Below are 19472 nucleotides of genomic sequence, written 5' to 3'. Positions count from 1 at the left end.
AACACCCTCACCGCCGTGTTGCCGGTAATGACCACCCCGACCCTGGCCAACCTCGGCCGCCTGCTACGGCTTTGGGGCATCGTATTGCTGGGCAACTTGGCTGGGACCTTGCTGGTGGCCTGGGTGATGCTCGAGCTGCCGATCTTCGACAGCAAGACCGACATCGCCTTCCTCGAGGTTGGCCGAAAGGTGATGGAGAACGACATCAGCCAGATGTTCGCCAAAGGCATCGTCTCGGGCTGGATGATCGCCACCATGGTCTGGATGATCCCGTCGATGGAGCACGCCAAGATCTGGATCATCCTGCTGATCACCTACCTGATGGCCCTGGGCGACTTCACTCATATAGTAGTGGGCTCACTGGAGGTGTCTTACCTGGTGTGGGCCGGCGACGAGACCTGGGGGGCTTTCTGGCTCGACTTCGCCCTGCCGACCCTGGCTGGCAACATCATTGGCGGCAGCTTCATCTTTGCCCTGATCAGCCACGCCCAGGTACGCAGCGACAGCGGCAAGCCTCCCTCCCAGCTATTAAAGGACGACTAACGCGCCGCCACCGCCCGCTCGGCTGCCCGGCCATGACGCGGCGCAGCCTTGGGCCGCCACCAGTTCTGCCCGGCGTGCGGCGAGTCGAGGCTGACACGCTCGCCCATGTGTGGCGTGCACAGTTGCACCTGCGCGGCCTCGGCCAACGCAAGAATGCGCTCGAACGGCTCCTGCCAGCTGTGCATGGACAGGTCGAAGGTACCGTTGTGGATCGGCAGCATCCAGCGCCCGCGTAAATCCAGGTGCGCCTGCAGGCTCTGCTCGGGCTGCATGTGCACGCTGGGCCAGGCCAGGTTGTAGGCACCGGTTTCCATCAGGGTCAGGTCAAAAGGCCCGAAACGCTCGCCGATTTCGCGAAAGCCTTCGAAATACCCGGTATCACCACTGAAGAACACCCGCAGGCCTTCATCGATCATCACCCAGGACGTCCACAACCGGCGGTTGCTGTCGAACAGCCCGCGACCAGAGAAGTGCTGCGCCGGCGTGGCTACAAAGCGCACGCCTGCCACCTCGGCCTCCTGCCACCAGTCCAGTTGCTGCACCTTCGCCGCCGGCACGCCCCATTCCACCAGCAGGTCCCCTACCCCAAGCGGCGCCAAAAAATGCTCGGTACGCGGCGCCAGGCGACGGATGGCCTGCTCGTCAAGGTGGTCGAAATGGTCGTGGGAAAGAATCACCGCAGCCAGCGGCGGCAAGTCATCGAGCGACAACGGCGGCGCATGGAAGCGCAACGGCCCGGCCCACTGCACAGGTGATGCCCGCTCGGCGAACACCGGGTCGGTAATGAAGAAGCGCCCGCGCAGCTTCAGCAGCACGGTGGAATGCCCCAACCGCCACAGGCTGTGGTCGGGCGAATCGAGCACCTGCTGGCGGGTCATCGGCTGCAGCGCCAATGCCGTACCCGGTCGCGTTTCGGGTGGTTTGCGCAGCAAAAGGTACTTGAGGCCGATGCGCAACTTTTTAAGCACCCCATCCTTGGGCAGCTCGACCTGGTTGTGGAAACGCCCGTCGCGGTGGGGCGCCGGCTCGCCAGCAGGGGTAGCCATGGGGGCCATGAGCAAGAGCACTCCGAACAGGAAGAAAGGCTTCATGTTACTCCAGAGGTACTGCATCAACCGTGAATTGGCTTGTAAGGCCATTTTTCGCCGATGAATGAATGTTCAACAATATTCATGCAACTTATGCGATAAACGGCGCCTCACGAAAGAATGGACGACCATGACGGACACCAGCAGCGGCAAGGGACTCTCGTTTGTCCGCCGTATCTACCGCCCCCGCATCATCGGCAAGGCTATCGGCTTGATCGCCGCCGCTGCGGCGGTGGCCCCCCTGCAACAGCCCCACTGGGTATGGCTGCTGATGCTGTTCAACGGCCTGGCCTGGCCGCACGTGGCCTACCACTGGGCGCGCCGCTCGGCAAGACCCTACCAGGCCGAGCTGCGTAACCTGCAACTGGATTCGGTAGCCGCAGGCTTCTGGGCGGCGACCATGCATTTCAACCCGCTGCCGAGCCTGACCATCCTGTCGATGGTGACCATGAACAACGTCGCCGCCGGCGGCAAGCCCATGGTCATTCGCGGCATGCTCGCGCAACTGGCCGGCATGCTGCTTTCGATGGCCCTGCTCGGCCCCGGCCTGCAACTGCACACCAGCATGGCGCAAGTCTATGCCAGCCTGCCGATGCTCACCCTCTACCCTCTGGCCCTGGGCTGGGTGTGCTACCAGCTGGCGATCCAGCTGGCCGACCACAAGCGCCAGCTCAGCACGCTGAGCCGCACCGACAGCCTCACCGGCCTGCTCAACCACGGCTCCTGGAAGGACCTGCTGCAGCACAAGTTCCAGCTCAGCCAGCAGCAACAGTTGCCGGCAGTCATCGCCCTGATCGATATCGACCACTTCAAGGCCATCAACGACACCTACGGCCACGTGGTCGGCGACTGCGTGCTGCGCCAGCTCAGTCACGAACTGCAGCGCAGCCTGCGCGAACACGACAAGGCAGGGCGCTACGGTGGCGACGAGTTCTGCCTGATTTTCCCCGACACCCACGAAGCTCAGGCCTGCCAGGCCATGGAGCGCCTGCGCGAGCGTGTCGCCGCCTACCGCAACCCGCAACTGCCGGGCCTGCGCATCAGCCTGAGCATCGGCCTGGCAGCCTTTCGCCCAGGCCTTGCCAGTGCCGAAGACTGGCTGCTGGTGGCCGACAAAGCCCTCTACAGTGCCAAGCACCAGGGCCGTGATCAGGTGAATCTGGCCCGCGGCGAGGCCTCCACGCTCAGGCTGGCCTATCCTGAGTAGACCTTCCCCCAGGCCCAGGGCGGGAGGCGTAGTACAAGGAGCCGCCCGCACATGCACAGGAATGCAGACCGTCCCGCCCCACGCCACACCTCCAACCTGCAGGTACACCGACTGATTGGCGGTTTCTGCGCCCTGTTCGGTCTGGGCTGCCTGATCGCCCTCGGCGCCCTGTTCAACATCGCTGCCACCCTCGACCAGCAAGCGCAGCAAACTAGCAGTTTCCAGGCCAACCAGGCACTGCAGCAACGGCTGTTGGCCTCGCGCCAGTTCCTCTCCAGCTACGCGGTCTGGGACGCCGCCTACGAACACCTGAACAGCCAGGCAGACTGGCAGTGGGCATATGAGGAAAAAAACGTCGGCGAATCGTTGTACAGCGCCAGCGGCTACGAGGGCGTGTTCGTGGTCACCGACACTGGCACCAGCTACGCCCTGTTCAAAGGCAAACCCAGCGAATCGCCTGCCACCGCCTTTATCGGCAGCGACCTGGCGCCGATCATTGCCCAGGCCCGCAAAGCGGCACCGGCGCGCGAGCAGGTCACCCACTTCGTGCGCTTCAACGATTGGCCTGCGGTGCTCAGCGCCGCGGCTGTACGTCCCGACACGGATGTACTCGACGGCGAGGTGCGCAACGCCCCGGTCATGCTGTTCGTCGACCAGCTGACCGCCGACAAGCTGGCCCGCCTCGGCGAAGGCGCCGGGCTCAAGGGTATGCGCCTGGAGGAGGACAGCAGCGCCAAGACCCGGCAACCTTATATCGAGCTGGGCGATACCGGCTTCCACCTGGCCTGGAACAGCCCGCAGCCCGGCCACCAACTGCTCTGGGCGGTACTGCCCCCCTTGCTTGGGGTGTTGCTGCTGCTCGGCTTGGTGATGCTGTACCTGTTCCGCCACGCGCTGCGCAGTTCCCACGCCATCGACCAGAGCCTGCTGCGCCTGCAGCAGAGCAACCAGGCGCTGGAGGCCAGCGAACAGCGTTTTCGCGCCGTGGCCGAGGCGGCGTCCGACTGGATCTGGGAAACCGACCGCCATCACCGCCTCACTTACCTGTCGCAACGCTTCGCCAAGGTCACCGGCTACCGGGTCGACGAATGGCTCGGCCAACCGCTCAACCAACTGCTGGCCTGCGACACCACCCCCCTGCTGCCCTGGCTCGATGCCCAGGTCGACAGCGACCCGCAGCAGTTGGCCAACCTGCGCTGCGCCTACCGCGACCACAACGGCGAGCACCGCTACTGCCGCATTTCCGCACGTTCGATCCTGTTCGACGGCAAGCTTGCCGGCTTTCGCGGCACCGCCAGCGACATCACCGACGAAGTCGACGCCCATGCCCGTATCCAGCACCTGTCGATGCACGACGCGCTCACCGGCCTTGCCAACCGCAACAAGCTCTCCCGCCACCTGGAGCAACTGCTGTTGCGCGGCAGCGACGCCCCGCCGCTGGCCTTGCTGCTGCTCGACCTCGACAGTTTCAAGCCGATCAATGACTCACTTGGCCACGCCGCCGGCGACGCGGTGCTGCAGGAGGTCGCCACGCGCCTGCGCGACAGCACCCGCGACGGCGACCTGGTGGCACGCCTGGGCGGCGATGAGTTCGTGCTGGTGCTGCAAGGGTTGGACAACCGCAGCGAAATCGACCGCTTCTGCGCACGCCTGATCGACCTGCTGCAGCAACCCATCGTGTTCGAGGAGCACCAGTTGCACATCGGCGCCAGCCTCGGCATCGCCCAAAGCCGCGCCCAGGGTTTCGACGCCGGCGAGCTGATCCGCTGCGCCGACATTGCCCTGTACCAGGCCAAGGCCGACGGCAAGCACACCTGGCGCTACTTCTCCCCCGAAATGAGCCAGCAGATCCAGTACCGCCGGCAACTGGAAAACGACCTGCGCCGGGCGGTCCAGCAGCAGGAGTTCGTGCTGCACTACCAACCCCGCTACCGCCTCGACGATTTGCACATCGTGTCGGTCGAGGCGCTGCTGCGCTGGCAACACCCGCAAGAGGGCCTGCTGGGGCCAGACACCTTCATACCGCTCGCCGAACAGAGCGACCTGATCGTCGCCCTCGGCCGCTGGGTACTGCTGGAGGCCTGCCGCACCGCGCAGCAGTGGCCTGAGCACCTGCTGGTGTCGGTCAACCTGTCGCCTGCGCAGTTCTTGCGCAGCGACGTGGTGGCCGATGTGCGCGAGGTGCTGCTGGAAACCGGCTTCCCGGCCCAGCGTCTGGAGCTGGAAATCACCGAAAACGTCATGCTCAACGACATAGAAGGCGCCCTGGGCACCATGCTCGCACTCAAGGAGCTGGGGGTGCGCCTGAACATGGACGACTTCGGCACCGGCTATTCGTCATTGGGTTACTTGCGCACCTACCCGTTCGACAGCATCAAGATCGACAAACGCTTCATTGCCGGGCTGACCAACCAGAGCGGCAACGACCGCGCCGTGGTGCAGGCGATCATCAACCTGGGCAAGGCCATGGGCCTGACCGTGACTGCCGAGGGCGTCGAGACTGAACAGCAACTGCGCGCGCTGGGCAAGGAACGCTGCCACGAGGTACAGGGCTTTTACCTGAGCAGGCCGGTGGACCGCGAAGGCTTCGAGGCGCTGCTGGCCGACAGCGGGCAGCGCCACGATGCTTCTTGAGGCCGCCTAAAGCACGGTACGTTCGGCGACAATTTCCGGCAGGTCGGTACGCTTGAGATACAGTCGCAGGGGCTCGCCGATATTCAGCCGATCATCCACATGCTGGCCAAACAGCAGCGCCAGGCGCTCGCGGCACAATGCCATGCGCTGGTCGCCATCGGCGCGCCAGACGAACTCGCTGCACGGGGTGATGCTGTCGTCGGCCACATCCATGCCGAACGAGTCTTCGGAAAAGCGCACGATATGGATGCCGCGCTTGCCGTGGTAACCGACAAAACCATTGAGCTGGTCGGCGGCGTTGCAGATGTCCTGAGACGTGATGGCCATGGCGTTACCTCGCAAAAAATCGGAAGTGACGCACGCCGGGCGGGAAGCGGCCGCCTCTGACGGGCAACGCGCAAGGGGCAGCCTAACGCCGCGGGGCGCTGGTCGGCAAGCAGGGCTTCCAAAATTGGCCTCGCTCCCGCTCCCGCTCCCACGCCCTCGGTCCCCAGCCCAAAGGCCCGACTGCCGGCCCGCTCATTCCGTCGGCGCATCCACCTGCGACGCCAGCACCCCCGCCAACCAGTTCATGAACGCCTGCACCCGCCGTGGCACATGGCGCTGTCGGGCATACAGCAACGACACCGGCATGGCCCGCGCCTGCCAGGGTTCGAGCAAGGTCACCAATTCGCCCCGGCGCAAGTGCTCAGCCACCCCCACCGCCGGCACCTGGATAATCCCCAACCCTGCCAGGCAGGCGGCGGAATACGCCTCGGCGTTGTTCACCGTGACCACCCCACCCATGGCCTGAAAGCGCAGCTCGCCATCCTGCTCGTACTCGAACCCCTGGCTGCGCGCGCCAAGGTTGCGTACGTAATGCACCAGCCGATGCCCGGCCAGGTCCTCAAGGCAAGCCGGCACACCATGGCGCTCAAGGTATGCGGGGCTGGCGCAGTTGCGCATGCTCAACTGCCCCACCGGTCGGGCCACTACATCCAGGTCGCTCAGCGCGCCGATGCGCATCACGCAGTCGAAGCCCTCGCGCAGCAGGTCAACCTGCCGATCGGTGCAGCTGATCTCCACCTCCAAACGCGGGAAGCGCTCAAGAAAGGCAGGGAGGGCCGGCACGATCACCCGCCGCGCCATCATGGTCGGCAGGTCGATGCGCAAGGTGCCGGCCAGCTCGGCATCGTCGGCGCGAAACAGCCCTTCGATCTCGTCCATCCCCGACAGCAGGTCCTTGCTACGCTCGTACAACAGCGCGCCATCCTGGGTGGCCTGCACCCGACGGGTAGTTCGGTTGAGCAAGCGCGTGCCCAGCAGCCCCTCAAGCGCCCGCACCTGCTCGGAAACAGTCGAGCGCGGCAACCCCAGGCTCTCGCCGGCCAGGGTGAAACTGTTCAGTTCGCTCACCCGTACGAAGGTTCGCAGCAGTTCGAGTTTGTTCATCCGCAACCGCCGATTGTCTGGATAAAGCGAACAGTATTTACGGTTTCACGGGATTTAACAGCCCATGACCGACCAATAACCTGTCGTCACTCCCCACCCAACGAGGTAACCGACATGACCCGCAAAATCGCCCTGATCACCGGCGCCAGCCGCGGCTTGGGCCGCAACGCCGCAGAGCATTTGGCTGCCCGCGGCATCGACATCATCGGCACCTACCACAGCAAGGCCGCCGAAGCGCAAAGCGTGGTCGCCGCGCTGGAACAGGCCGGCGTTCGCGCCGCCATGCTGCAACTGGACGTCAGCAACAGCGCCAGCTTCGCAGCGTTTGCCGGGCAACTGGCCGATACCCTCAAGCAGCGCTTTGGCACCGACAAGCTGGATTTTCTGGTCAACAACGCCGGCATCGGCCTGAACGTGCCGTTCAGCGAAACCACCGAAGCGCAGTTCGACCAGTTGCTGAACATCCAGCTCAAGGGCCCGTTCTTCCTCACCCAGCATTTGCTGGCGCTGCTGCAAGACGGCGGGCGCATCGTCAATATTTCCACCGGCCTGACCCGCTTCGCCCTGCCCGGCTACGCCGCCTATGCAGCGATGAAAGGCGCCATGGAAGTGCTGACCCGCTACCAGGCCAAGGAGCTGGGTGCCCGAGGCATCCGGGTGAACATCCTGGCGCCGGGGGCAATCGAGACCGATTTCGGTGGCGGTGTGGTGCGTGACAACCAGCAAGTGAATGACTTCATCGCCGGCAATACCGCGCTCGGGCGGGTTGGCCTGCCGGATGACATCGGCGCGGCGATTGCCCTGTTGCTGGAGGACGGCAATGGCTGGATCACCGGGCAGCGCCTGGAGGTTTCGGGGGGCATGTTCCTTTGAAGGCCGAGTGAGACCTATCGCGGGCAAGCCCGCTCCTATCAAACACTAACTCATTGATTTAACACGGCCCCTGTGGGAAGCGGCCTTGTGTCGCGATGGGCTGCGCAGCAGCCCCAAGGCCTCGGCCTCATGCAAAATTGCCGGGGCCGCTGCGCAGCCCATCTCGACCGGACGGCGCCCCGGCAAGGCCGCTTCCCACAGGGGCCGCGATGCATCTGCGAGACTAGTTCTCTGCGCGACAGCGCAACCCGAAAGGGCTGGGTGATCTCCTACAGGGAACGCATAGCCTTCAAACCTGCGCCGTACCTGTAGGGGCGGGCTTGCCCCGCGATAGCTTGCAGTCCTCACTGATCCTCATGCACCTGCACACTGGCCGTCATCCCGGCGCTCAGGTTCATCCCTTCCGGTATCTGCTCCAGGCGAATCCGTACCGGAATTCGCTGCGCCAGCCGCACCCAGTTGAAGGTCGGTTCCACCTCGGGCAGCAACTGCCCGTCCGGGGTGGAGTTACGGTCGGTGATGCCACGGCTGATGCTCTCTACCTGCCCCTGCATCGACTCCCCCGCCCCCATCAACCACACCTTGACCGAATCACCCACGCGAATACGCGGCAGCTTGGTCTCCTCGAAATAAGCCTGGATATAAAAGGTGGCGTCATCCACCAGCGCCATCACCGACTGCCCGGCATTGACGTAGTTGCCCTCGGCCAGGCGCAGGTTGGTGATATGCCCGCTACGCGGCGCGCGCACTTCGCTGCGGGCCAGGTTGATCTTCGCCACCTTCAACTGCGCCTCGGCCTCGTGCAGCTCGCCCCGGGCTACAGCAGCGTTGATCTGCGCGTTCTCGCGCAGCTCGGCGCTGATCGCCTCCGGCCCCAAGGCGGTGCGCCGCGCCGCCTCACGCTCGCGCAGACGCAACTGCTGGGCGCGGGTCTCGACCACCGCGGTGGCCTGGTCGAAGGCCGCCTGGAAACGCTCGCGATCGATGGTCATCAGCAGGTCGCCTGCCTTGACCTGCTGGTTGTCATGCACCTTCAAGCCACTCACCCAGCCGGACACATCCGGGGCAATCACCACCACATCGGCACGCACCCGGGCATCCCGCGTCCAGGGCGTAAGCATGTAGTACTGCCAAAGCTGATAACCGGCAAACAGCGCAACGATCACCACGCACAGGGTGACCAGGGCACGTACGGCTGTACGCATGGACTTACTCCTCACAAAGGTCCCAGCAGACGCACCACCAGGTACAGGACACAAACGAACAGCGCCGCATCGAACAAGGCTTCGTGCCAGATCCAGCGCCCCAGAGGGGTGGCCTGCACCAGCACGCGCAACACGCCGGTGAGCACCAGCGCCATCAGCACATAAATCAGAAACGGGCTGAGCAGCACGCCGCCCAGCGCCCATTCACGCAACCCCATGGGTTTCCTCCTGCCAGCGGCACCATTTGCCCCAGCTCTTGCGCAATTGCAGCACCGCGCCGATGGCCAGGCGCAGCGGGTCACTGGCCGGCTGCTGACGCAGCGCTTCGATGAATTGCTCGCTGGCTGCATCCAGGCGCTGGCCGCGCCCCGGCGCCGGGCCGCTGGCCAGCACCGCCTCCAGCTGTTGCAGGTACTGGCGCTCGGCACCGCCCAGTGGCGCCTGGGCTACTGCCAGGCACATGCGCAGGTGCACCAGTTCGTCGCCGATATCCAGCCCGTGCAGGCCATCGTCCCAACGCTGGCGCTCGGCTTCGGGCAACTCGCTGGCGTGGCGCGCCAGCTGCATCAGGCGGTCAGCCATGCGCCCGCCAAACCAGCTGTCGGCGCCACGCAGGTCGCGACGGGTCAGGCGCACCAGGTCGCCCTGGGTCGCCGCGCGCAAGCGCCGCCCGAGCCAGGCCGGGTGGCGCAGCACCAGCAAGCGGAACGCCATCACCGCGGCGCCCACGCCGATCAGCATGGCAAGCGCACTGTTGAACATCGTGGCAACGTTGAACTGCATGGCATTGAGCGGCGCCACCAGCACGATGAAATGCAGGCAATAGGAGGTGGCCGTAGCCCCGGTACGCGGGTGGGCCATGCCCAGGGCACCAAAGAACAGCGGCACGCCCATCCCTAAACAAAGCATGGCGAAGCTGCTCCACTGCGGCAGCAGAATTTGCCCGACGAAAAACGCAACCGGTACTGCCAGCAGGATGCCACGCAGGAAGCTCAGGCCGATCTGCGCGCCGTTCTCGCGGCTGGCGAACAGGCTGCAGACCACGCAAGTGAGCACCAGCCCGCCCGGTGCCGACGGCCAGGCGGTAGCCAGCCAGAAGCTGCTCATGGTCAAAAAAGCCAGGGCACTACGCGAACCGAACAGCAGCGCCAGCGACAGGTCACGGTGGGCCGCCAGGCTCTGCACCGCCTGCTTCGGCGCCCGGCCCTGCTCCACATCATCCAGCGCCTGGGTGGCTGCCATGGCAAAGTCCAGCAGCAGGGCCATGCGCGCCAGGCAATAGTGCTCGGCAGGGCTGATGTGCTCATCGTGGGCCGCATCCCAGATGCGCTGGCGCAGCACCAGCAGGCTCGGCTGATCGGGCGCGGCCAGTTGCCCGCGCACTTCGTCGAGCCAAGGTGCCATCTGCGCGCTTTCGGCTTCATCGAGTTGGCGCCACTGACGGCGTACAGAACGTGAAATACGCAGCAGCACCATCAGTTTCTGGCTCAGGCCGTTGATTGCCCGCGCCCGCTGTCGGCCCCGGCTGCCTTCGAACCAGGCATGTTCGCGCTGGGCGTCGATGGCGACAATGCCGCCCAAGGTCTGCAATAGCCCTTTGCGCGCATCGTCTTCGCCGCCAAGCATGGCGCTGGCCGCCTGCAAGCCGTTGCTCCAGGCCTGGCGGGCCTGGCCTGCAAGCTGCTGCTCGACCCGCAGCGGCCACACCAGGGCACTGACGGCCGTGGCGCAGCAGATGCCTAAGCAAATTTCGGTGCAACGCGCCACCGCCTGGTCGAACACCTGCAACGGCGTGTTGATCGCCGGCAAGGCGATGATCGCTGCGGTGTAGCCGGCCAGCACGAAGGCGTAGGCCCAGGAGCTGCGCAGCTGGGTGGAGGCCGCGGTGCACAGCGCCAGCCACAACGCCAGGGTCAGCAAGAACAACCAGGGCGTCTGGGCGAACAGGCCGATGAACACCACCGACATGAAGGTCCCGACCACGGTACCGGCCAGCCGTGCCAGGCCCTTTTGCACCACCATGCCCGACAACGGCTGGGCGACGATGAACGCGGTCATCAACGCCCACGACGGCTGCTCCAACCCCCAGCGCATCGCCAGCCACAACGCCAGGCCGCCGCCGAGCAGGGTCTTGGCGGCAAACTTGAGGGCGAGGCTGCTGGGTGCGAACAGGGCCTGGAAGGTGATGGGCACGAATCGGACCTTGCCGGTGGAGGGTCTACAGATAGAAAGATAGACAACTGCGGCAAGGATAAGGTGCAGACGAATAATTAGCTAGCTAATCATCTTGTTTAATCAAACGCGCGCCATGTAGGAGCCGGCTTGCCGGCGATAGGGCCGCTGCAGGAAGAATGCTTTTGCAGGCCTGGCCTCATCGCTGGCAAGCCAGCTCCTGCAGGGAAGTGGCCAGCGCCGCTGGGCTTGCATAGGCCCGCAAAAACCCAGGCAAAAAAAATGGGCGACCGAAGTCGCCCTAAATGCCTTGCGTGCTCGTGAATCGGGAAGGATCAGCGCTGCTTGCGCTTGTTCGAATCCTTCCAGATGAAAATCCCCAGACCGGCGAAGAACGCCAACATCAACCCGACCGTTACCACACCGGCGATAACCACGTTGTCGAAGAACATGACGGCCCCTCCCTTGGTGTGCCGTGATCCGATGGGAGCAAGGTAACCAATGGCGGGCGGTGGGGAATTGATCGGCGTCAATGCTGCCCGGGGCCGGGCACGCGAGGCGGGTGCAGGCTTGACCTGCATCAAGGTTCAGCGCTTCTTCGGCTTGCCCTTGGGCTTCTTCTTTTTGCCCGAAGCCAACGGCATGGCCTGCTCGAAGGCCTTGCGCATGTCGTCAAGGCGCTTGTCGTTGAGGTCGTGGATGCGTTTGGCGCGCTCGGCGCCGAAGTCGATCAGGTTGTCTTGGCTCATGGCAGGCTCTACGGACAGCAGAAGCCCAATAATGAAGGCAGATGCCCGCGCTGACCAGTCAGACTTCGATATCCACCAGCAGCCCCTGGCGGGTGCTCTCGCCCAGAGGGGCCACCGGCACGGTGTTGTCGGCGTTCAGTTCATCGCCCGGCAGTGCCTCGAAACGGTGTTCGTCATCTTCGCGCTGCTTGCGTTGCTGCTGCTTGCGCCGCTGCTCTTCGTGCAGCAGGTAAAGCTGCTCGTCAGGGTCGCGCTGGTGCTTGAGGTCGATGGTGCTTTCGCTGGAGGACGGCTGCGCCGGGGCCACCGCCGGAATGTTCGGGGTCGGCTTGACCGGGTCTTGTTGCGTCGTCACGGGGGCGGCGCTGAGGGGGATGATCGGCGGCAGCATGGGGGTTCTCCTATGGCCATTCTATCGGCCGTTGCTCAGCCGCCTTGAATACCTGCGGATGAAGGTGTGCGGCGCGTCACAACCGCGCCCATGCCGCTATGGACAACATTTACTCGCCATCGTCGTCAGGCCCGTCGTCAGCCGGCGCCGAGCTGTCGCTCCAGGGCCGCTTGTAGACCTTCTGCCAGACCGCATCCATGTGTTCGCGAATCACCTGCGGGGCAGTTTTGAGCGAAGCGCTGTCCTCGCGCTCGCCACCGAAAGGTTCCTCGCCCGCCGGGCTGATCAGCGACTGGCCGGTGATGGTGTACGCCGCCTGCCCTTCGCGCAGCTCGATGGCGATATCGTGGGGGTCGATGCCGCCACCGCAAAACGCGTGGCTGGCCACGGTCACTTCGGCGATGCCATCCTTGTTCAGGTCGCTGACATCACTGACGTCGGTATAGAAGTCGACATCCAGGTCCAGGCCGGCGCAGGTGGTTTCCTGTTCAATCTGCCAACGCGGCCTGAACGCATCGGCCGACGCACTGCGCCCGTACAAGGTGGCCTTGAGCACCACCTTGTCGACTTCTTCTTCGGTATCCGGGTCGGTGGCCTGGCCGTCGACCCGGCTCAGCACCAGCAGCCCTTCCCCCTCGCGGTCGTGAAAGTGCACGCTCTTGAGCGGCGTCTGCACCCCCAGCACTTCCAGCTGCTCCACCGGGATCGGCGCCAGCACCTCAAAGGTTTTCTGTTCGCAACCGGCCAGCAGCGCCAGGCTGCCCAGCCCCATGAATACGTTCAACCAGCGATGCTTGGCAAACATGTTGGTGCAGGGCCCTCGCGACGGCACGGTATTAGGCGATGAACACGCTAGACTCTTTGATTCATTGGTCTGGCGAAGCCGATCCGTTAACATAGCCGGCTTTTTCACCGCGGGAGTTTTGGCAGTATGGCGCAGCAGTATCAACCGGGGCAACGCTGGATCAGCGACAGCGAAGCCGAGCTCGGTCTTGGGACCATCCTGGCGCAGGATGGCCGCCTGTTGACCGTGCTCTACCCGGCCACAGGCGACACCCGCCAGTACTCGCTACGCAACGCGCCGCTGACCCGCGTGCGCTTCTCGCCGGGCGACCAGATCACTCACTTCGAGGGCTGGAAGCTGACCGTGCGCGAAGTCGACGACGCCGACGGCCTGCTGGTCTACCACGGCATCGACGCGCAGAACATGCCACGCACCCTGCCCGAGACGCAGCTGTCCAACTTCATCCAGTTCCGCCTGGCCAGCGACCGCCTGTTCGCCGGGCAGATCGACCCGCTGGCGTGGTTCTCGCTGCGCTACAACACCCTGCAGCACACCAGCAAGCAGATGCTCTCCTCCTTGTGGGGCCTGGGCGGCGTGCGCGCCCAACCCATCGCCCACCAGTTGCACATCGCCCGTGAAGTAGCCGACCGTATTGCCCCGCGCGTACTGCTGGCCGACGAAGTGGGCCTGGGCAAGACCATCGAAGCGGGCCTTGTGATCCACCGCCAGTTGCTCTCGGGCCGCGCCAGCCGCGTGCTGATCCTGGTGCCGGAGAACCTGCAGCACCAGTGGCTGGTAGAAATGCGCCGGCGCTTCAACCTGCAGGTGGCGCTGTTCGACGCCGAGCGCTTCATCGAAAGCGATGCCAGCAACCCGTTCGAGGACGCCCAGCTGGCCCTGGTGGCCCTGGAATGGCTGGTGGACGACGAAAAGGCCCAGGACGCGCTGTTCGCCGCCGGCTGGGACCTGCTGGTGGTCGACGAAGCCCACCACCTGGTCTGGCACGAAGAACAAGCCAGCGCCGAGTACGCGCTGGTTGAGCAACTGGCCCAGGTGATCGCGGGTGTACTGCTGCTTACCGCCACCCCTGAACAGCTCGGCCAGGACAGCCACTTCGCCCGCCTGCGCCTGCTCGACCCCAACCGTTTCCACGACCTGGCCGCGTTCCGCGCCGAAAGCGAGAACTACCGCCCGGTGGCCGAAGCGGTGCAGGAGCTGCTCGACGAAGGCCGTCTGTCGCCCAAAGCCCACGCCACCATCCAGGGCTTCCTGGGTGCCGAAGGCGAAGCGCTGCTGGCCGCCGTCAGCGATGGCGACACCCAGGCCAGCGCGCGGCTGATCCGCGAACTGCTCGACCGCCACGGCACCGGCCGCGTGCTGTTCCGCAACACCCGCGCAGCCATCCAGGGCTTCCCCGAGCGCCAGCTGCACCCCTACCCGCTGGCCAATCCCGAGCAATATGTCGCGCTGCCGGCCGGCGAGCGCGCCGAGCTGTACCCGGAAGTGGCCTTCCAGGCCCAGGGCGAAACCAACGATGACGAGCGCTGGTGGCGCTTCGACCCACGGGTCGACTGGCTGATCGACACCCTGAAGATGCTCAAGCGCACCAAGGTGCTGGTGATCTGCGCCCACGCCGAAACCGCCATGGACCTGGAAGACGCCCTGCGCGTGCGCTCCGGCATCCCTGCCACGACCTTCCACGAAGGCATGAGTATTCTCGAGCGTGACCGCGCCGCCGCCTACTTCGCCGACGAAGAGTTTGGCGCCCAGGTGCTGATCTGCTCGGAAATCGGCAGTGAAGGCCGCAACTTCCAGTTCGCCCACCACCTGGTGATGTTCGACCTGCCGGCCCACCCCGACCTGCTCGAACAGCGCATCGGCCGCCTCGACCGTATCGGCCAGCAGCACACCATCCAGTTGCACATCCCGTACCTGCAAAACAGCCCGCAAGAGCGCCTGTTCCAGTGGTACCACGAAGGCCTCAACGCCTTCCTCAACACCTGCCCCACCGGCAACGCCCTGCAGCACCAGTTCGGCCCACGCCTGCTGCCGCTGCTGGCCGAAGGCGACGACAAGGCCTGGAGCAAGCTGGTGGCTGATGCCCGCGGCGAGCGCGAGCGCCTGGAAGCCGAACTGCACAGCGGCCGTGACCGCCTGCTGGAGCTCAACTCCGGCGGTGCCGGCGAAGGCCAGGAGCTGGTCGAAGCCATTCTGGAGCAGGATGATCAGTTCGCCCTGCCTATTTATATGGAAACCCTGTTCGACGCCTTCGGCATCGACAGCGAAGACCATTCGGAAAACGCTCTGGTGCTCAAGCCGAGCGAGAAGATGCTCGACGCCAGCTTCCCGCTGGGCGACGACGAAGGCGTGACCATCACCTACGATCGCGCCCAGGCGCTTTCGCGCGAAGACATGCAGTTCCTCACCTGGGAACACCCCATGGTGCAGGGCGGCATGGACCTGGTGCTGTCCGGTTCGATGGGCAACACCGCCGTGGCGCTGATCAAGAACAAGGCGCTCAAGCCCGGCACCGTGCTGCTGGAGCTGCTGTACGTCAGCGAAGTGGTGGCGCCGCGCAGCCTGCAGTTGGGCCGCTACCTGCCACCGGCAGCGCTGCGCTGCCTGCTGGACGCCAACGGCAACGACCTGGGCCCGCGGGTCGCCTTCGAAACCCTCAACGACCAGCTCGAAAGCGTGCCCAAGGCCAGCGCCAACAAGTTCATCCAGGCCCAGCGTGACGTGCTGGCCCAGCGCATCAGCGCCGGCGAAGCGAAGATCCTGCCGGCCCACGAGGCCCGCGTGGCCGAGGCCCAGCAGCGTCTGGCCGCCGAGGCCGACGAAGAGCTGGCGCGCCTGACCGCGCTCAAGGCCGTCAACCCGAGCGTGCGTGACAGCGAAGTCGATGCGGTGCGCAAGCAGCGTGAAGATGGCCTGGCAGCACTCAACAAGGCGGCGTTGCGGCTCGAGGCAATCCGCGTACTGGTAGCCGGCTAAGCCTGACAGAACCCTGTAGGAGCGGGCTTGCCCGCTGCTACAGGGCGATGCCCCCTCCTCGCAACACCCAGTTAGATCCCTCCGCTATCACCCTCATATCCAAACGATAGAAATCAAAGTGCCATTAATCAGGAAGGTTTAAACACCTTTTCCTATACTCGTGCAGGAACTGTCTCCAGCCGCGCTTTTCGGGGACGAGTGCAAACTCGACGATAGAGACCTGCAATGGAATGGCTGGGACTGCAATTTTTCGCCGACCTGCCGGCGAACGGGCAAATCATCCTCGACTGCCGACACAACCCCCTGCTGGTACTGCTGGCCTATGCCGTGGCCTGCGCCGGCTGCTTCGCCACCCTCGACATGGCCGAACGCCAAAGCCACTGCGAAAACCGCCTGGCCCGCCGCCAATGGCGGATACTCGGCGCCTGCTGCCTGGCCGGAGGCATCTGGGCCATGCACTTCATCAGCATGCTGGCGTTTCAGGCACCGCTCGAGGTGCACTACGACGCCACCCTCACCGCCCTGTCGCTGCTGATTGCCCTGCTGGCGGCGTGGCTGGCCATGAACAGCCTCAACCGCAGCGAAATGCGCCTGCGCCATTACCTGCAAACCGCCCTGTTCATCGGCCTCGGCATCAGCGCCATGCACTACACCGGGATGGCCGCCCTGCAAACCGGCGCCCGCCAGTACTACCAGACCAGCCTGCTGCTGGTCTCGGTGTGCCTGGCTGTGGCCACCAGCCTGGTGGCGCTGCTGATGGCCCGGCACTTTCGCAACGGCAGCGGCACCCTGCACCTGGCCATGAAGCACGGTGCCTGCCTGCTGATGGGCGCCGGCATCGTGCTCACCCACTTCACCGGCATGGCCGCCATGACCCTGGTGCTGCCCGAAGCCAAACCGTTGCACTTGCCCAGCATCGACAACGCCGCACAACTGGCGGTGACCATCGCCTTCATCACGTTGCTGATCAGCGGCAGCAGCATCAGCGCCGCCCTGGCCGATAAAAAACTGCAAAGCAAGGAGCACGACCTGCGCCGGGTCAACGTGCTGCTCAGCCAGCTCGACCAGGCCCGCGCCTCATTGCAACAGGCTGCCCACTACGATGCCCTCACCAACCTGGTCAACCGCCGCGGCTTCAACCAGGTGTTCGCCGAGCGCCTGGCCGAGCACACCGCCAGCGAAGGCCGCCTGGCAGTGATGTTCCTCGACATCGACCATTTCAAGCGCATCAACGACAGCCTCGGCCATGCCGCCGGCGACGAGCTGCTGAAGGTGATCGCCAGCCATATCAAGGCCGCCACCCGCAGCAACGACCTGGTGGCGCGTTTCGGCGGCGACGAGTTCTGCATCGTCACCCCGCTGCACAACCGCGAAGAAGCCCGCCACCTGGCCCAGCGCATCATGCTGCGCATGAAGGAGCCCATCGACCTGAGCGGCCGTCGCCTGGTGATGACCACCAGCATCGGCGTCAGCGTATTCCCCGATGACGGCCTCAGCGCCGAAGAGCTGCTGAAAAACGCCGACCTGGCGCTGTATCAGTCCAAAGCCTGCGGGCGCAACAGCCTGAACTTCTTCGACAACGGTCTGAAGGCCCGCGCCACCCTGGAGTTACAGCTGGAAGAAGAACTGCGCGAAGCCTTGTTCGAGGAGCGCGGCCTGTGCGTGCACTACCAGCCCATTTTTGACCTGCGCAGCGCCAAGGTGACCAAGCTCGAAGCACTGGTGCGCTGGCAGCACCCGCAGCATGGCCTGCTCGGGCCGGACCGCTTCATCGGCATCGCCGAGGCCAACGGCCTGATCGCCGAACTCGACCTGTGGGTGCTGCGCCGCGCCTGCGCCGACCTGGCCCAACTCAACCCGCACGGCTACGACGATATCAAGGTGACGGTGAACTGCTCGGCGCTGACCCTGGGCCGTGAAGAGCTGGCCACCGAGGTCGAGCTGGCGCTGTTCCAGGCCGGTATCGAGGCCCGCCAGCTGGAGCTGGAGGTGACCGAAAACGCCCTGATGGGGGATATCCACCACACCATCAACCTGCTCAAGCGCATCCGTGCCCAGGGCGTGGCGCTGTCGATCGACGACTTCGGCACCGGCTATTCATCGCTGGCCTACCTCAAGCGCCTGCCGCTGGATGTGCTGAAAATCGACCGCTCGTTCGTGCTCGAGGTGCCGGGCAACCAGAAGGACTGCGAGATCGTCCAGGCGATCATCATCATGGCCCACACCCTGCACCTCAAAGTGGTCACCGAAGGCGTCGAAACCGCCGAACAACAGGCTTTTCTGGCCGCCCAGGGTTGCGACTACCTGCAGGGTTACCTGCTAAGTCGGCCAGTGCCGGCCAGCGCGCTGCGCCCGGTACTGGAGCGCCTGAACCACCCGCATGGCGCGTTCATGGCTGGTTGCGATACAGCTCAACCAGCGTCGCCGGATCTTTTTCCAGATAACCCTGGCTACCATGCAGGCGCATCAGCTGCGCCGCGAGGCCACTGACCGGCGTTGCCACACCCTGCTCGCGGGACAGCTTGACCGCGCCGTCGAGGTCCTTGAGCAAAGTACGCACATGCCATTTCACCGGTTCAAAACGGCTTTCGGCCATTTGCGGTGCCAGAATCTGCAACGGTTTGGAATCGGCAAAGCCACCGGCCAACGCCTCGGCGATCAGCCGGGCATCCACCCCTGACTGCTCAGCCAGGGCCACCACCTCGGCAATCACCAGCGCGTTGCAGGCAACGATCATCTGGTTGCAGGCCTTGGTCACCTGGCCGGCCCCCACGCCGCCCATGTGCGTCACCCGCTGGCCCAGGGTCAGCAGCACCGGGCGCGCCCGTTCCAGGTCATACGCCTCGCCACCGACCATGATCGCCAAGGTGCCCGCCTCGGCGCCCGGGGTGCCGCCAGACACCGGCGCATCCAGCCAGGCCATGCCGCACAGCGCCGCCAGCTCCGCCGCCATCTCACGGGTGGCGGTGGGTTCCAGGCTGGACAGGTCCACCAGCAACTGGCCGCTGCGCCCACCGGCCGCGATGCCCTGCTCGCCAAATACCACCTCGCGCACCACCGCCGTGTCGGCCAGGCACAGCAGTACCAGGTCGGCGCTCTGACACAACTGCGCCGGGCTGTGCGCCAGGCGTGCACCGGCCGCCACCAGTTCGGTGCATTTCTCGGGGCTGCGGTTCCACACCGTCAGCGGGTAGCCGGCCGCCAGCAGGCGCCGGCACATCGGCAATCCCATCAGGCCGATGCCGGCAAACCCCAGTGAAGGCAATGCACTACTCATGAGCGACTCCAAGCAGATTAAAGAAGCGTGACAATTGGACGATGCAGTGCGGTGCACCGCAAAAACCTCGAAGGGAATAGGGAAATCCCTGATCGCACAAGGAAAACCCGCACTGTTAAAGTCG

The 19472-nt window shown here is 64.9% G+C and carries 17 protein-coding genes (1 of these 17 running past the window's edge); 6 read left to right on the top strand and 11 right to left on the bottom strand.

Annotated elements, in window-relative coordinates:
* A protein-coding gene (locus KSS94_RS06195; protein WP_217842150.1) for a formate/nitrite transporter family protein crosses the window boundary here: on the top strand, nucleotides 1-543 show its 3' portion. The gene continues 318 nt to the left of window position 1, outside the view; only the last 543 of its 861 coding nucleotides appear in the window; the start codon falls outside the window, past its left edge; the stop codon is at nucleotides 541-543.
* Here the strand turns inward: KSS94_RS06195 and KSS94_RS06190 are convergent.
* Entirely contained in the window at nucleotides 540-1634 is a 1095-nt protein-coding gene (locus KSS94_RS06190) for an MBL fold metallo-hydrolase (RefSeq protein ID WP_217842149.1), read from the bottom strand. The genes KSS94_RS06195 and KSS94_RS06190 overlap by 4 nt on opposite strands.
* Before the next feature lie 127 nt (nucleotides 1635-1761).
* Here KSS94_RS06190 and KSS94_RS06185 point away from each other — a divergent pair, with 127 nt between their 5' ends.
* Both KSS94_RS06185 and KSS94_RS06180 read left to right on the top strand, forming a co-directional pair.
* On the top strand, nucleotides 1762-2838 hold the full coding sequence (locus KSS94_RS06185; RefSeq protein ID WP_217842148.1) for a diguanylate cyclase: 1077 nt from the start codon (nucleotides 1762-1764) through the stop codon (nucleotides 2836-2838).
* Nucleotides 2839-2889: 51 nt separating this feature from the next.
* Nucleotides 2890-5472 carry a bifunctional diguanylate cyclase/phosphodiesterase gene (locus KSS94_RS06180; RefSeq protein WP_217842147.1) on the top strand — a complete coding sequence of 861 codons (2583 nt, stop codon included), beginning with the start codon at nucleotides 2890-2892 and terminating at the stop codon, nucleotides 5470-5472.
* A gap of 6 nt (nucleotides 5473-5478) precedes the next feature.
* On the opposite strand, the gene KSS94_RS06175 is transcribed toward KSS94_RS06180, so the two are convergent.
* Both KSS94_RS06175 and KSS94_RS06170 read right to left on the bottom strand, forming a co-directional pair.
* A complete protein-coding gene (locus KSS94_RS06175) occupies nucleotides 5479-5799 on the bottom strand; it encodes a DUF2025 family protein (RefSeq protein WP_217842146.1) in 321 nt (106 codons plus the stop codon).
* A gap of 192 nt (nucleotides 5800-5991) precedes the next feature.
* Entirely contained in the window at nucleotides 5992-6903 is a 912-nt protein-coding gene (locus KSS94_RS06170) for a LysR family transcriptional regulator (protein ID WP_217842145.1), read from the bottom strand.
* 114 nt (nucleotides 6904-7017) lie between these two features.
* On the opposite strand from KSS94_RS06170, the gene KSS94_RS06165 reads away from it, so the two are divergent.
* Entirely contained in the window at nucleotides 7018-7776 is a 759-nt protein-coding gene (locus KSS94_RS06165) for an SDR family NAD(P)-dependent oxidoreductase (RefSeq protein ID WP_217842144.1), read from the top strand.
* A gap of 344 nt (nucleotides 7777-8120) precedes the next feature.
* Here KSS94_RS06165 and KSS94_RS06160 read toward each other — a convergent pair whose 3' ends face one another.
* The 7 genes from KSS94_RS06160 to KSS94_RS06135 form a co-directional block, all read right to left on the bottom strand.
* Entirely contained in the window at nucleotides 8121-8981 is an 861-nt protein-coding gene (locus tag KSS94_RS06160; protein ID WP_217842143.1) for an efflux RND transporter periplasmic adaptor subunit, read from the bottom strand.
* 11 nt (nucleotides 8982-8992) lie between these two features.
* Nucleotides 8993-9199, bottom strand: a complete 207-nt coding sequence (locus KSS94_RS06155; RefSeq protein ID WP_217842142.1) for a DUF1656 domain-containing protein — start codon at nucleotides 9197-9199, stop codon at nucleotides 8993-8995.
* Complete coding sequence (locus KSS94_RS06150) at nucleotides 9186-11174, bottom strand: FUSC family protein (protein ID WP_217842141.1); 1989 nt, start codon at nucleotides 11172-11174, stop codon at nucleotides 9186-9188. Before KSS94_RS06150 ends, KSS94_RS06155 begins: the two co-directional genes overlap by 14 nt.
* Nucleotides 11175-11488: 314 nt before the next feature.
* Nucleotides 11489-11605, bottom strand: coding sequence for a cytochrome c oxidase subunit CcoM (gene ccoM / locus KSS94_RS27400; RefSeq protein ID WP_011532604.1), 117 nt, complete (start codon nucleotides 11603-11605; stop codon nucleotides 11489-11491).
* Between the two features lie 135 nt (nucleotides 11606-11740).
* The gene (locus KSS94_RS06145; RefSeq protein ID WP_217842140.1) at nucleotides 11741-11902 is read right to left on the bottom strand and encodes a hypothetical protein; all 162 of its coding nucleotides are present in this window, start codon (nucleotides 11900-11902) and stop codon (nucleotides 11741-11743) included.
* A gap of 58 nt (nucleotides 11903-11960) precedes the next feature.
* On the bottom strand, nucleotides 11961-12293 hold the full coding sequence (locus KSS94_RS06140) for an aspartate-semialdehyde dehydrogenase (protein ID WP_217842139.1): 333 nt from the start codon (nucleotides 12291-12293) through the stop codon (nucleotides 11961-11963).
* A 109-nt stretch (nucleotides 12294-12402) separates the two neighbouring features.
* On the bottom strand, nucleotides 12403-13098 hold the full coding sequence (locus KSS94_RS06135; protein WP_217842138.1) for a M949_RS01915 family surface polysaccharide biosynthesis protein: 696 nt from the start codon (nucleotides 13096-13098) through the stop codon (nucleotides 12403-12405).
* 126 nt (nucleotides 13099-13224) lie between these two features.
* Here KSS94_RS06135 and rapA point away from each other — a divergent pair, with 126 nt between their 5' ends.
* Both rapA and KSS94_RS06125 read left to right on the top strand, forming a co-directional pair.
* Nucleotides 13225-16071, top strand: coding sequence for an RNA polymerase-associated protein RapA (gene rapA, locus KSS94_RS06130; RefSeq protein ID WP_217842137.1), 2847 nt, complete (start codon nucleotides 13225-13227; stop codon nucleotides 16069-16071).
* Nucleotides 16072-16296: 225 nt separating this feature from the next.
* The gene (locus tag KSS94_RS06125; RefSeq protein ID WP_217842136.1) at nucleotides 16297-18561 is read left to right on the top strand and encodes a putative bifunctional diguanylate cyclase/phosphodiesterase; all 2265 of its coding nucleotides are present in this window, start codon (nucleotides 16297-16299) and stop codon (nucleotides 18559-18561) included.
* Here the strand turns inward: KSS94_RS06125 and KSS94_RS06120 are convergent.
* Nucleotides 18461-19348: an NAD(P)-dependent oxidoreductase gene (locus KSS94_RS06120; RefSeq protein WP_217842135.1), complete on the bottom strand. Its 888-nt coding sequence runs from the start codon at nucleotides 19346-19348 to the stop codon at nucleotides 18461-18463. The two genes, KSS94_RS06125 and KSS94_RS06120, sit on opposite strands and share 101 nt — an antisense overlap.
* Nucleotides 19349-19472 lie beyond the last annotated feature (124 nt).

It is taken from the genome of Pseudomonas fakonensis, from assembly GCF_019139895.1.
Lineage (GTDB): Bacteria > Pseudomonadota > Gammaproteobacteria > Pseudomonadales > Pseudomonadaceae > Aquipseudomonas > Aquipseudomonas fakonensis.
Note: the sequence above shows the minus strand (reverse complement) of the source record. Positions and strands in the feature narration are given on the sequence as shown.